This is a genomic window from Streptomyces xanthophaeus (assembly GCF_000725805.1).
Taxonomy (GTDB): domain Bacteria; phylum Actinomycetota; class Actinomycetes; order Streptomycetales; family Streptomycetaceae; genus Streptomyces; species Streptomyces xanthophaeus.
In genome coordinates, this window is the sequence record NZ_JOFT01000018.1 from 93656 (window position 1) to 107012 (window position 13357).

Consider the following 13357-nt stretch of genomic DNA (forward strand, 5'->3'; position numbering starts at 1 on the left):
CGAGAGTTGGCATGTCGAACCTCACCGACCGTACCGCCACGACCAGCGGCACCCTCGCCCACACCCTCACCCACGACGAGGCCGCCGAGACCGCCGCCCTCACGCAGGAACTCACCCGCGCCTACCCCTCCTTCGGCGACCCCGGCCTGCTGCGCGACCTGCCGCAGCTCGCGGCCCGCCTGCCGCTCGGCACCCGGCGCTTCCTGCGCGAGTTCAAGCTCGCCGACCGCCGCGGCCACGCCGTCGTCCGCGGCCACCGCTTCGACCAGGAGCGGATCGGCCCCACCCCCGCCCACTGGCGCGGCCGCAGCCGCCCCGGTCCGGAGTTCGCCGAGGAACTGCTGCTGATGCTCTACGGGGCGCTGCTCGGCGAGCCGTTCGGCTGGGCCACCCAGCAGGACGGCCACCTCGTCCACGACATCTTCCCGATCCGCCAGCACGAGAACGACCAGCTCGGCATGGGCAGCAAGGAACTGCTCACCTGGCACACGGAGGACGCGTTCCACCCGTACCGCAGCGACTACCTGATCCTCGGCGCGCTGCGCAACCCCGACCACGTGCCCACCACCGTCGGCGAGCTGGACCTGTCCTCCCTCTCCTCCGAGGACATCGACCTGCTCTTCGAGCCGCGCTACTACATCGCTCCCGACGAGTCGCACCTGCCCAAGAACAACAGCATCGGCTCCGCCGAGGAGGCCGCCCGCTTCGCGACCATCCAGAAGATGATCGACGAGCGCCCGCTCGGCCCGCTGCTCTACGGCTCGCGCGTGGACCCGTACATGCGCCTCGACCCGTACTTCACCTCCGTTCCCGAGGACGACCCGGACGCGCGGCGCGCCTACGACGCCCTCTTCAAGGTGATCGACTCCCAGATGCGCGAGGTCGTCGCCGACGAGGGCGACGTGCTGTTCATCGACAACCACCGCGCCGTGCACGGACGGCTGCCCTTCACCGCCCGTTACGACGGCACCGACCGCTGGCTCAAGCGGGTCTGCGTCACCACCGACCTGCGCCGCTCCCGCGAGATGCGGGCCACCGCCGACACCCGCCTGCTGGGCTGATCCGCCGGTGTCCCTCACCCTCACGGACCTGTCCCGGGACCCTGGGCTACGGCCCGAGACGGACCGGCTGACCGGCGCGAACATGCCCGCCTTCATGAGCTGGGAATCCCCCGGCAACTGGCGCTGGCACGGCATGTACGACCACTACCCCGCCCTCCAGCTCTGCCTGGTGGACGGGGAGGGCAGGCTGGCCGCGGCGGCCAACGCGGTGCCGGTCCGCTGGGACGGCACCGCCGAGGGCCTGCCGGCCGGCACCGACGACGTCCTCGTCGAAGCGGTCGACCAGGGGCCGCCGGCCCGGCCGGACGCCCTGTGCATGCTGTCCGTCTCCATCGCGCCCGACCACCGCGCCGCGGGCCACGCCGAACGGCTGCTCACCGCCATGCGGCAGACCGCCGCCCGCGGCGGCATGCGCGGAGTGATCGTCCCGGTACGTCCGACCCGCAAGCCCCGCTTCCCGCTGATCCCGATCGAGCAGTACGCGGCCTGGCGCCGCCCCGACGGCAGCTGCTTCGACCCGTGGCTGCGCACTCACCTGGAGTCCGGCGCCCGGCAGCTCGGGATCGCCGCCCGCTCGCTGGTCATCCGGCAGCCGGTGGCCCGCTGGGAGGAGGAGCTCGGGCATCCGCTGCCCGGGCCGGGCGACTACCCGCTCCCGGGCGGGCTGGTGCCGCTGCGCGTGACGGACGACGGCCAGGGCACCTACGCCGAGCCGAACGTCTGGGTCCACCACGCCCCTTGAGCCCCCGCTCCCCGCTCCCAGCTGCTCCCCGCTGCTCTTCCTCTCCTCTCCCGACCCCCGCAACGACCCTGGAGATTCCATGACTTCCGTGACTCCCGCAGCCCCCGTGCGCCTCGCGATCGTCGGCTGCGGCGCGGCCGCCCGCGGCTGCCACATACCGGCCCTGCCCCCGCTCAAGGGCGATGTGCGGCTGACCGTCCTCGTCGACCGTGACCCGAAGCAGGCCGAGGCGGCCCTCGCCCTCTACCGCGAGCTGGGCGGAGCCGACGCCGACCAGGTGGTCCTCGCCACCGATGCGGACCAGGTCGCCGACCTCTTCGACGCCGCCGTGGTCGTCGTCCCGCACACCAAGCACGCCGAGACGGTGGAACCGCTGCTCGCCGCCGGCAAGCACGTCCTGCTCGAAAAGCCCATGACCACCTCGGTCGCCGACGCCCGCCGGCTCGCCGAGGCGGCCGACGCCGCCGCCCGCGCATCGGGAACCGTGCTGGCCATGGCCCACCCCCGCCGGCTCTTCCCCGCCTACGCGTGGGTGCACCGGCTGATCCGCGACGGCGGGCTCGGCGAGGTGCGCAGCGTCGAGTGGAACGAGGGGCACCCGTACGCCTGGGAGCCGGTCTCCTGGTCGATGTTCGACCGCCGCCTCGCGGGCGGCGGGGTGCTCACCGACACCGCCTCGCACGTCTTCGACACCCTGCTGTGGTGGCTCGGCCCGGACGTCGAGGTCGTGTCGTACGAGGACAACTCGCTGGGCGGGGTGGAGACCGACGCCTCCGCGCACCTGCGCTTCGCAGGCGTCGACGTGGTCACCGAGTTCAGCCGCCTGCGCGACCTCGGCATCTCCTGCAAGGTCGTCGGCACCGAGGCGACCGTCACCATCGGCACCGACTTCCCCGCGGGGGAGTGCACGCTGATCACCGCCGACGGCAAGGAGCTCCACCGCGGCGACGTCGAGGCGGTGGCCCCGGCCCAGGACGAGTGGGAGCTGCTCTTCACCGAGCAGCTCGGCAACTTCGCCGCCGCCTGCCGTGGTACCGCAGCCGCGCACTCGGGCCCCGCCGACGGCGTACGCGTGGTGGAGCTGATCCAGGAGTGCTACGCGGAGGCCGTGCGCCGGCCCATGTCCCAGCCCTGGACCAGCCGGACCGCGCAGGCCCTGCCCGAGCTGGACGGCCGTACGGTCGCCGTCACCGGTGCGAGCGGGTTCATCGGCGGCCGGCTCGTCGAGCGTCTCGCCCTCGGCACGCAAGCGCAGATCCGGCCGGTGGTCCGCGGGTTCGGGCGGGCGGCCCGGCTGTCGGTACTGCCGCAGGACCGGATCGAGTTCCGGCGCGGCGACCTGATGAGCGTGGAGAGCCTGCGCGAGGCGTTCACGGGCTGCGACACGGTGGTGCACTGCGCCTTCGGCAGCGACGGAGACGAGTCCGCCCGCTGGGCGGCCACCGTCGAGGGCACGGCGAACGTCCTGGCCGCCGCCCGGCAGGCCGGCGTACGGCGGGTGGTGCACCTCAGCACCATCGACGTGTACGACGCCACCGGGGCGGGCGAGCTGACCGAGGAGTCCCCGGCCCGCCCGGCCGACCCGGCGGACCGGGAGTACGAGCAGCAGAAGCTGGCCGCGGAACAGGCGGTGCTGGCCGCCGACGGAGGCGGCCTGGAGACGGTCGTCCTCCAGCCGGGAGTGGTCTACGGGCCCTGGGCGGGCCAGTGGACCAGCGCCCAGCTCCTCCGGGAGCCCGGCGACTTCGACGCCCTCCCGACGGGCGACGCCGGTGCGTGCAACGCCGTGTACGTCGACGACGTCGTCGAGGCGGCGCTGCGGGCGGTCACGGCGCAGGGGGTGGCGGGCAGGCGGTTCCTCGTCGGCCACGGCGAGCCGGTGAGCTGGGGCGCCTTCTTCGACGCCGTACGCACGATGAGGCAGCTCGGGGACCCGCTGCCGGACGCGGGCGCGGACCCGGGCACGGTCCCCGACTGGGAGCTGGAGCTGTACCGCTCCGAAGCCCGCGCCCGCTTCGGTGCGGCCCGCGAGGGGCTCGGGTTCGAGGCATCGGTGGGCTTCGCCGAGGGCATCGCGCTGACCGCCCGCTGGGCGGGCTGGGCCGGGCTCCTCCCGGAGGCCGGGCGATGACGGCCGTGACGGCGGTGACCGATGTGCTCGTGGTCGCACCGCACCCGGACGACGACGTCATCGGATGCGGCGGCTCCATCGCCAAACACGTGCGGGACGGGGCCCGGGTCACCGTGGTCATCGTCATCGGCCGGGAACGCAGCGCGCTGGACGACGAGGTGACCGACGCCGAGTTCGCGGCCGAGACCGATGCCTCCGCCAAGGCCCTCGGGGTGCACCGCGTGGTCCGCTTCGAGGAGCCCTCGCGGGACTTCCGGCTGACGCGCGAGGTCCATCTGGACCTCGTACGGGTCCTGCGGGAGGTCCGGCCGCAGGTCGTGTACCTGCCGCACGACAACGACGACGACGTCGAGCACCGGATGGTGCACCAGCTGGCCACCGAGGCGCTCTGGATGGCGCAGTCGTCCTTCTTCCAGGAGGCCGGTGCGGAGCCGATGCCCGCGCCGCAGCTGGTGCTCGGGTACGAGGTGTGGGCGCCGATGGCCCGGTTCCAGTACGCCGAGGAGATCGGCGGGCAGATCGAGGCCAAGGTCGAGGCGATGCGCTGCTACCGCTCGCAGCTGCGGCACGCCGCCTGGGACGAGGGCATCCGCGGGCTGGCCCGGTACCGGGGCGCGGTCGCCTCCGGGTCCGGGTACGCGGAGGTGTTCCAGGTCCTCGGCCTGACCGGTCCGGGGCCGGGCCCGGGATCGGGGGGCGGCCGTGATTGACCGGGTCCTGGTCTGCGGCCTCGGCTCCGGCATGGACCACTCGCTCGCCGGACTGCGGGCCATGCGGCTGGACGTGGTGGTGGCCACCGACCGGCCCACCGACCGGGTCCGGGCGGAGGCGGACACCCTGCTGGTGTGCGACCCCGACGACGCGGTGGCGGTGCTGGCCGAGCTCGCGGCGGCCGGCATCGACCGGCTCGACGGGGTGTTCTCGCTCGGCGCCGACAACCCGCCGGTGATCAGCGCGCTGGCCCGGCGCTTCGGGTGCCCCGGGCTGCCGCTGGAGACGGCCCTGGACTGCACGCTCAAGGACCGCCGACTGGCGATCCTGCGCAAGGCCGGGCTGCCGATGCCCCGGCACGCGGTGGCGGAGAGCGTGGGCGAGGCCGTACGGGCGGTCGCCGACGTGGGCCTGCCCGCGGTGATCAAACCCTGCGACCAGACCGGTTCGCTGGGCGTGATGAAGGTGGAGTCGGCCGAAGCGGTACGGGAGCTGGCGGCGGAGGCGCTGCGGCTGAGCCCCGGCGGCCGGATCGTCGTCGAGGAGTTCCTGGAGGGCACCGAGCACACCCTCGCCGGGTTCATGGTCGACGGGATCTTCCACACGATCGGCTTCGCGGACCGCGAGTACGGACAGAAGGAGGAGTTCGCCCCGTACTTCTTCGAGGGCGGCGACACCTTGCCCAGCCGGCTCACCCCGGAGCAGGTCGCGGAGGTCACCGACACCGTGCGGCGCGGCGCCGAGGCGCTCCGTCTGGACCCCGCGGTGATCAACACCGACATCCTGCGCACCCGGGACGGCCGGGTGGTGCTGCTGGAGATCACCTGCCGGCTGACCGGCGCCCGCATCGCCACCGAGGTGATGCGACTGGCCACCGGGGTGGATCCGCTGCCGAACGTGGTCCGGCTGGCCCTGGGGCGGCCGCTGGAGCTCTCCGAGCTGGTGCCGACCCTTCAGGGGGCAGCCGTACAGCGGTTCCTGCCGGCCGACGGCGGGGTCGTGGAGTGGGTCGGCAATCCCCAGGACGTGGCGCGCCGGGCCGGTGTGCACGACGTGTTCTGGGGGACGGAACTGCGCCCCGGGACCGTGCTGCCGCCGTACAGCGGCGGGGCCGACGTGCTGGCCGGGGTGATCGCCCACGCCCCCGGCCTCGCGCAGGCGGAGTCGATCGCGCGGCGCACCCTGGCCGCGCTGCCGCTGCGCTTCAAGGACCCGACGGAGCGCGCGCAGTGAACCAGGACACCTATACGCACAGTCCCACGCACAGCGACAACGAGGAGAGTTCGATGGCCACCGTGCCGGTGGACGAGGAAGCGGTCGACAAGGGCATCGCGCGGACCAGTGTGGTCATCGCCCTGCGCGACGACCTGCGGATCGCGGACTGCATCGCGTCGATCGACGAGGACGTCGAGATCGTGCTGGCGCTCAACGGGCCCAGCGACGCGGTCAGGAAACTGATCGCCGAGCACCCCAGGGCGCTCACGGTCACCGAGATCGAGGACGTCGGCAATCTCGGCGCGGCCTACAACGCCGGGGCCGCCGCCACCGACAACCAGTACCTGCTGCTGATGGACTCCGACTGCACCTTCGCCCCGGGCGTGGTGCGCATGATGGTGCGCGCCGTGCTCACCGAACCGGTGGTCAAGGGCCAGGTGGTGTACGGGGAGTCGGACGGACTGCTGAGCAAGCTCACCGCCCGGGTGCGGGAGTTCGACGAGGGCGACTACGTCAGTGCGCTGTCGCCCCCGCTCATCTACAACCGGGCCATCGTCGACCACATCGGCGGCTACCACTTCGACGAGCTGATCCACTGGTGCGAGGACCGGGAGTTCGACTTCCGGCTCCAGCTGGCCGGGATCCCGGTGGTCTACCTTCCGGAGGCGCGGATCTTCCACGACGCGCAGCACGGTTTCGCGAACATGCGCAGCTACTTCCGGTACGGGGTGGGCGAGGGCATCGCCCAGGAGACCGGGGTGTTCACCACGCCCGCCGTCCCCGTGGCGTGGCGGCTGTTCGAGGCGTCCCGGACGCTGGTGCACTGCGCGCAGGCCAAGGGGGTGGGCGCGGCGGCGTACTACGCACTGCTGAAGGCCGCCTTCCATACGGGTACGGCACACCACCTGCTCAACGATCCCTACGAGGTGCGCGAGCGCTACCCGGTCTCGGCCAAGCGGGCGCGGCTGGTGCGGTCGATCCCGCAGCACAGCACCCGCCTGACCAAGACCCAGCTGCGCCGGCTGCGGCGCTCCCACTGGGAGGCCGGACGGCGGATCGAGAGGGTCGCGGACCTGTCGGTCTTCCACCCGGACGCGGTCCGGACGGCGGCGGGCCAGGACGCCGGCCCGGCCGCCGCCCCGGGCGCGGGCTCAGTCGTCGGTGAGCAGCGGCAGCAGCAGGCGTGAGGGGTGGTCGCCGCCATGGTGAACGGTGTGGTGGGCGACCACCTTCGGGTGCGTGTCGAAGCGGGGCGCGTTGCTGCCGGCGATCTCCAGCCGGATGCGGTGCCCCGCTTCGAAGACGTGGCCGATCGCGCCCAGACGCACCCGCACCTCGGCCACCGCACCGCCTCCGGGACCCGGTGCGTCGCCCGCGAGGCGGCGGATGCCGTCGGTGAGGATCTCCGCCCGGCCCCCCGGGTGGACGTCGACGAGCTTTCCCGTCACATCGGCGCCGGCGGCGTCCGGGGTGACGTACACGAGGAGTTCGGCCTCGCCGATCGCGGTGAGCGGGGCGTCGAGCGGCTCCGTGGTCCAGCACAGCACGTCGGGCCGCCGCTCCACCTCCCGCTGGTCGAGCGGGCCGCAGTCGCCGCCGGTGAACTGGCCGGGCAGCGCCGTGGCCCCGCCGGTGGTGGGGACCGGGTCGGCCGGGTCGTGGCGCAGGACGTCGCCGCCCGGCAGGCCCGGGGCTTCGGTGAGGGAGCGGCCGCTGAGGTGGAGGGCGTACGGGCGGGTGCCGGGGACCGGCCAGGCGGGGAAGGCGCGCCACTGGTCGGCGCCGGTGAGGAAGAGCCGTACCGGGGCGCTCTCGCGGGCGGGGGGCCGCTGCCTGAGGTGGCAGTCGAAGTGGGCGAGGTGGAGCCCGGTGACGTCCAGGTGCTGTTCGTCGGCGGCGAGCCCGTAGCGGCGCTGGGGGAAGACGCCTCCGGTGACGCAGTGGGACCAGGGGCCGACCACCAGTTCGGTGCCGGGGATCGCGGCGGAATTCTCCAGCGCGCCCGCCAGGAAGATGTCGTACCAGCCGGTGATGTTCAGTACCGGCACCTTTATCGCGGCATAGGATTCACGCGGCGCGGACCGGCGCCAGTACGCATCGCCGGACGGGTGGGCGAGCCACTCCTTGTAATAGGGCGCGAGCCGGTCGAGGAGTTCCGCCGCCTGCCCGGGATCGCGGTAGAGCGCGTCGATGCGGTCGACGGCTTCGGCGACTTCCCGTTCGGCCGCGGAATCGAGTCCGGCGCCGGTGAGCAGCAGATCGTAGAGCACCCAGTAGAGGACGAATCCGAGCTGGAAGGCGCCGCCTTGGTACGTCCAGCCCTCGTCGAATCCGGAGCCGGACACGTGGGGGGCGACCGCACCCAGGGCGGGTGGCCCTTCCGTGGCCGCGAGCAGGGCGGACATCCCTTCGTAGGAGCGCCCGAACAGGCCCGCCGAGCCGTCGCACCAGGGCTGCGCCGCTGCCCAGGCCACGGTGTCGGCGCCGTCCGCGGCCTCGTTCAGATAGGGCTCGAAGGTACCGCCGGAAGAAAATCGGCCGCGGACGTCCTGCACCAGCAGGGCGTATCCGGCGCGCGCCATGCGCAGGCCGTCCAGGGAAGCGCCGCCGGGATTTCCGGATTTCCCGTAGGGAGTTCTCCGGATGAGTACCGGAACGGGTCCGGGAACATCCTCCGGGAGATAGAGATCGGCGCTCAGTAAGGCGCCGTCGCGCATGGGTATTTTCAGGTCGTGTTCGATGATGATACGCACGGTCCAATCGTCCGACAGAACAAGGGAATTGACAATGCATTCCTTACTCGATCCGTTTTTCGCGGTCGCCCGTGACGATCCGGACCGCCCGGCCGTCGTCGACAACGGCCTGGTGGTCGGGTACGGCACGCTGGCCCACTGGGCGCGTGCGGTCGCCGGGGCCGTCGCGCCGCGCACGGCGGGCCCGCAGCCGCCGGTCGCCGTGGTCGTGCACCACTCGGCCCGCGACGTGGCGGCCGTGCTGGGGGTGCTGGCCGCCGGGCGGGCCTACGTACCGCTCGAAGCCGACCACCCGGCGGCGCGGCTGACCGCCGTCCTGGAGCGGGCCGGCTGCACGGAGGCGGTGGCCACCGCCGACTCCGGGTACGTGCCCCCGGTGGAGACCGTCATCCGGCCGCACTGGACGCCCGCGCCCCCTCCCGCGCCGGTGCCGGGCCGGGAGCCCGCCGCCCTGCCGGTCCCGCGCGCCGAGGACCCCGCGTACATGCTGTTCACCTCGGGTTCCACCGGCGAGCCCAAGGGGGTCGTGGTGCCGCACCGGGCCCTCGCGGCGGTCGTCCCGCAGCTGCGCGGGCTGTACGGCATCGACGCTGAAGCGGTCGTCCTCCACTTCCACGGGGCGGGCGGCGACACCAGCCTGGAGGAGATCCTGCCGACGCTGACGGCCGGGGCCACCCTGGTGATCGACGACACGGCCCGGGAACGGTTCGCGCAGGTGGCGCAGGACCAGGAGGTCACCGTCGCGGTGCTGCCGACGGGCTTCTGGAACAGCCTGACCGGCGATCTCCTGCACCAGGACCAGGACCAGGACCAGGACCAGGGCGGCAGGCTGCCGTCCTGCCTGCGCACCCTGGTGATCGGTGGCGAGGCCGTCCGGGCGGACATGCTGGAGCGGTGGAACCGCCTCGACGTGTCCGGCATCCGCCTGCTCAACACGTACGGCTCCACGGAGACGGCCCTGGTCACGCACGCCTTCGCGCTCGCGGGACCGGGCGCCGAGCCGCTGCCCGAAGCGGGGGAGGACCTGCCGATCGGCCACCCGCTGCCCCACGTGGGCCAGCGGGTCGACGCGGCCGGCGAGCTGTACGTCAGCGGCGAGACCCTGGCGCTGGGCTACCACGACAACCCGGCGGCCACGGCAGCCCGTTTCACCGAGACCGGCGGCACCCGCTGGTACCGCACCGGAGACCTGGTGAGCGCCGCGCCCGGCGGCGCCCTGGTCTTCCGGGGCCGCACCGACCACCAGGTCAAGATCCGCGGTCACCGGGTGGACCTGCTGGACGTGGAGGCGCTGATCGGCCGCTGCGAGGGGGTGTCGGCCGTGGCCGCGGCCCGGGTGGAAGGACCTACGCACACCTCGCTCGCGGCCTTCTTCGTACCGGCCCCGAACCATCGTCCGCAGGAGGTGGTGGCACGTATCCGGGACCGGCTGTCCCTGACCGCGCCGTCCCACATGGTGCCCAGCCGGATCGTCCCCGTCACCGCCCTGGAGCAGACGCACACCGGCAAGGTCGACCGGAACGCGACCCGCGACCGCCATCTGGGCTCCGGCGCACCGGCGGTGATCTCCCGGTGAACGCGGCGGAGTTGGCGGCGTACGCCTCCGGGCTGCTCGGCATCGAGCTGGACCCGGCGACGGCCCGCCCGGACGAATCCGGCTGGGACTTCCACGTTACGCACATCCTGGACACCGGCGGCACCCCCTGGATCCTGCGCCGGCCACGACGTCCGGAGGCCGCGCGGCAACTGGCCGTGGAGGGAGCGGTCCTGGCGGCCGTACGGGACCGGCTGCCGGTGGCGGTACCGCACTGGCGGCTGCACAGCACGCAGCTGGTCGCGTACCCCCGGCTGCCCGGGGTGCCGGCCGGAGCCGAGGACCAGGCCACGCTGGTCTACGGATGGGACATCGATCCGCTGGCCGCACCGGAGGCCTATCTGGAGCCGCTGGCCCGGGCGTTGGCCGAGGTCCACCGGACCCCGCACGGGGCGCTGCCTGCGCTCCACGCCCCCACGCCCGAGGCGCTGCGCGCCGGGGTGGCGGACCGGCTGGCCCGGGCCCGGACCGAGCTGCGCCTCCCGGCGGCGACGACCCGGCGCTGGCACGCCTGGCTCGACGACGACGCGCTGTGGCCGGACCGGCTGGTACCGGTCCACGGCGACGTCCACCCCGGACACACGCTGGTGGAGCGCACCCGGTCGGGTCCGCCGCGCCTGTCGGGACTGCTGGACTGGGCGAACGCCGGGATCGGCGATCCGTCCGCCGACTTCGTCGACATGCTCTACGCGGGCGGCCCGCCGGTCCTCGACCTGCTCCTCGACGCCTACCACCGGGCGGGCGGCGAGGTCCGGCCGGGGATGCGGGAGCACATCCTCGCGCGCGCCTCCTTCCTGTGGGTCCACGTGGCGTTGCGCGGACTGGACACCGGCCGGCCGGCGTGGGTGGAGACGGCCCTGTCCCGGATCGCCGCGTGAGCGGCCGTACGAGCGCCCGTGCGCGGGCCACGGTGCACGGGACGGGCGGCGAGACGGTGGTCCTGGTCCCCGGAGGCGGCGGCTCCGGCGCCATCTGGGAGCACCACCAGGTACCGGCGCTGACGGCCTCCGGGTACCAGGCGGTCACCGTGGACCACCCGGACGGGCCGGGCGCACCCCCGCTCTCGGCTGTCGAACTCGCGGCTTCGGTACGGGAGTCGGTGCAGGCGCTCGGCCTGCCGCCGTGCCGGCTGATCGGCCACTCCTTCGGCGCGCTGGCCGTGCAGGAACTCCTGCTCGACGCCCCCCAGCTGGCCACCCAGGCGGTCCTGGCGGCGACCCGGGGCCGCCCCGACCCGGTGGGGGTGGCGATGCACCGCGCGGAACAGGAGCACACCGGGCAGGAGTTGCGGCTGCCGCCCGCCTACGAGGCCTTCGTGCGGCTCACCCAGAACCTTTCCCCCAGGACCCTCGCGGACGAGGCGGCCACCGAGGAATGGCTGGACATGTTCGAAGTGGCCGCGCTCTTCGCGCTGTCGGCGGACCCGGACAGGGATCCCCGGCACCGGGTCCACCCGCTCACCCGGGACCGGCTGCCGGCTTACCCGGCGATCGCCACCCCGGTGCTGGTGATCGGTTTCGCCGACGACCTCCTCGCCCCGGCCCGGCTCGGCCGGGAGGTCGCCGACGCCGTCCCCGGCGCCCGCTACCTGGAGCTGTCCGACTGCGGACACCTCGGCTTCCTGGAACGGCCCGCCGCCTTCAACGAGGCCGTCCTCGGCTTCTTCACCACCAGCCCCCCGCTGCCCGGAGGTCCCCGTGCCCTGTGATGTCGCGATCGTCCACGTCGACGAAGAACCCCCCACGGCCTGGTCCGCCGCCGTCTACCTGTGCGGACCCACCCCCACGGACCCGCGGGAGCCTTCCTGGCGGCCGGACGCCGTCGCCGCGCTCCGTGCGGGCTGGGCGGGCGAGGGCACCCTCGCGGTGTTCGTCCCCGAGCCGTCGGAGGGCGGCGGCTATCCCGCGTACGCGGACCAGATCCGCTGGGAGGAGGAGGCGATGAGGCTCTCGGACGTGGTCGCCTTCTACATCCCCCGGGACATGGCCCGGCTCCCGGGGCTGGTCTCCAACATCAAGTGGGGTGCCTGGTGCGATTCGGGCCGTGCGGTGCTCGGCGCACCGCCGGAGGCCGTCCGCATGGAGTACCTGCTGCACTTCGCCGGCACGCTGGGCGTGCCCGTGGCGCGGAGCGTGGAGGAAACCGTGCGGGCGGCCCTCGACCGGATCGGGCCGGGCGTGCACCGCACCGCGGGGGAGCGGGCCGTACCGCTCCGGGTCTGGCACACGGGCCCGTTCCAGCAGTGGTACGCGCAGCGCCGGGCCGCCGGGGACCGGCTGCTCGACGCGCACGTCGAGTGGTACGCCCCGCCGGCGGAGTGGCTGCTGACCGTCACGGTCGAGTCGGCCGGGTCAGCCGGTTCAGCCGGGTCCGGTCCGGTCCGGACCCGGCTGCTGTCGGCTCAGGGGCAGGGCATGCTCATGTAGAGGGCCTGCTCCCCGGCCGATTCCGTGCCCTCGTACAGCGAGGTGTCGAGCCCGCAGAAGGCGAAGCCCATCCGAAGGTAGGCATGGATGGCCGGGGCGTTGACGTTGGTGACCTCCAGCCAGACGTGCCCGGCGCCGCGCTCGCGCGCGAAGTCGAAGCCGTGGCCCATCAGGGTGCGGCCGACGCCCCGGCCCCGGTGGGCCGGGGCGACCTCGATGTCCTCGACGGTCAGCCGCCGGTTCCACGGGTCGTAGGAGAGGGTCACGAACCCGGCCAGTGCGTCCCCGTCGACCGCGACGTAGGTCCGGGAGTCCTCGTCGCTGCCGTCGGCCTCCTCCTCGTCGGGTCCGTCGTCGGGGAACACCTTGTGCAGGGGCGGGTCCACGGGGACCTCGCGGAAGGAGAAACCCTCCTCGGTCACGGTCACCCGGAAGACGGATGCGGTGGTGAAGGAGCCGTCGAGGGTCTCGATGGCCTTGGTGTCCTCGGGGCGGGCCACGCGGTACACGAGGGCCCGGGCATCAGCTGCGGTCATGGAGTGACAGTACGACCGGTCTGACCGTCATTGGGCGAGTTTCAGCCGACTCGGGTCAGGGGGTGCGCAGGGCGTCCGGAGCCTGACGGGCGTTCAGATCCGGCCGCCCGGACGTGCGTTGGCCCGCCGGGCGCGGTTCGGTAGGGTCCTGGCGTTGATGATCATCAATTGCCATGGGGGAACGGCGT

General features: G+C 73.5%; 12 protein-coding genes. 10 read left to right on the plus strand and 2 right to left on the minus strand.

Features of this window, described 5'->3' with window-relative positions; all coding sequences use genetic code 11:
• The first annotated feature begins 11 nt into the window (after positions 1 to 11).
• The 6 genes from vioC (at position 12) to IO30_RS0112895 (ending at position 7047) form a co-directional block, all read left to right on the plus strand.
• Positions 12 to 1061 carry an arginine beta-hydroxylase, Fe(II)/alpha-ketoglutarate-dependent gene (vioC, locus tag IO30_RS0112870; RefSeq protein ID WP_031142439.1) on the plus strand — a complete coding sequence of 350 codons (1050 nt, stop codon included), beginning with the start codon at positions 12 to 14 and terminating at the stop codon, positions 1059 to 1061.
• A 7-nt stretch (positions 1062 to 1068) separates the two neighbouring features.
• Entirely contained in the window at positions 1069 to 1803 is a 735-nt protein-coding gene (locus IO30_RS0112875; protein ID WP_031142440.1) for a hypothetical protein, read from the plus strand.
• A 79-nt stretch (positions 1804 to 1882) separates the two neighbouring features.
• The gene (locus tag IO30_RS0112880; protein WP_031142441.1) at positions 1883 to 3934 is read left to right on the plus strand and encodes an NAD-dependent epimerase/dehydratase family protein; all 2052 of its coding nucleotides are present in this window, start codon (positions 1883 to 1885) and stop codon (positions 3932 to 3934) included.
• Positions 3931 to 4644 carry a PIG-L deacetylase family protein gene (locus tag IO30_RS0112885; protein ID WP_037893893.1) on the plus strand — a complete coding sequence of 238 codons (714 nt, stop codon included), beginning with the start codon at positions 3931 to 3933 and terminating at the stop codon, positions 4642 to 4644. Before IO30_RS0112880 ends, IO30_RS0112885 begins: the two co-directional genes overlap by 4 nt.
• A complete protein-coding gene (locus tag IO30_RS0112890) occupies positions 4637 to 5878 on the plus strand; it encodes an ATP-grasp domain-containing protein (RefSeq protein WP_031142444.1) in 1242 nt (413 codons plus the stop codon). Before IO30_RS0112885 ends, IO30_RS0112890 begins: the two co-directional genes overlap by 8 nt.
• On the plus strand, positions 5875 to 7047 hold the full coding sequence (locus IO30_RS0112895; RefSeq protein ID WP_234321700.1) for a glycosyltransferase family 2 protein: 1173 nt from the start codon (positions 5875 to 5877) through the stop codon (positions 7045 to 7047). Before IO30_RS0112890 ends, IO30_RS0112895 begins: the two co-directional genes overlap by 4 nt.
• Here the strand turns inward: IO30_RS0112895 and IO30_RS0112900 are convergent.
• On the minus strand, positions 7012 to 8613 hold the full coding sequence (locus tag IO30_RS0112900; RefSeq protein WP_031142447.1) for a CocE/NonD family hydrolase: 1602 nt from the start codon (positions 8611 to 8613) through the stop codon (positions 7012 to 7014). The two genes, IO30_RS0112895 and IO30_RS0112900, sit on opposite strands and share 36 nt — an antisense overlap.
• Positions 8614 to 8647: 34 nt before the next feature.
• Here IO30_RS0112900 and IO30_RS0112905 point away from each other — a divergent pair, with 34 nt between their 5' ends.
• Genes IO30_RS0112905 through IO30_RS40390 form a run of 4 tightly spaced genes read left to right on the plus strand, consistent with a single transcriptional unit; the run spans position 8648 to position 12633 of the window.
• The gene (locus IO30_RS0112905; RefSeq protein ID WP_037893895.1) at positions 8648 to 10189 is read left to right on the plus strand and encodes an amino acid adenylation domain-containing protein; all 1542 of its coding nucleotides are present in this window, start codon (positions 8648 to 8650) and stop codon (positions 10187 to 10189) included.
• On the plus strand, positions 10186 to 11085 hold the full coding sequence (locus tag IO30_RS0112910) for a macrolide 2'-phosphotransferase (protein ID WP_078903999.1): 900 nt from the start codon (positions 10186 to 10188) through the stop codon (positions 11083 to 11085). The genes IO30_RS0112905 and IO30_RS0112910 overlap by 4 nt, the downstream gene beginning before the upstream one ends.
• Complete coding sequence (locus tag IO30_RS0112915; protein WP_051902183.1) at positions 11082 to 11915, plus strand: alpha/beta fold hydrolase; 834 nt, start codon at positions 11082 to 11084, stop codon at positions 11913 to 11915. Before IO30_RS0112910 ends, IO30_RS0112915 begins: the two co-directional genes overlap by 4 nt.
• Entirely contained in the window at positions 11905 to 12633 is a 729-nt protein-coding gene (locus IO30_RS40390) for a nucleoside 2-deoxyribosyltransferase domain-containing protein (RefSeq protein WP_037893897.1), read from the plus strand. The genes IO30_RS0112915 and IO30_RS40390 overlap by 11 nt, the downstream gene beginning before the upstream one ends.
• Here the strand turns inward: IO30_RS40390 and IO30_RS0112925 are convergent.
• A complete protein-coding gene (locus tag IO30_RS0112925; RefSeq protein WP_031142453.1) occupies positions 12609 to 13169 on the minus strand; it encodes a GNAT family N-acetyltransferase in 561 nt (186 codons plus the stop codon). The two genes, IO30_RS40390 and IO30_RS0112925, sit on opposite strands and share 25 nt — an antisense overlap.
• Positions 13170 to 13357: the final 188 nt, after the last annotated feature.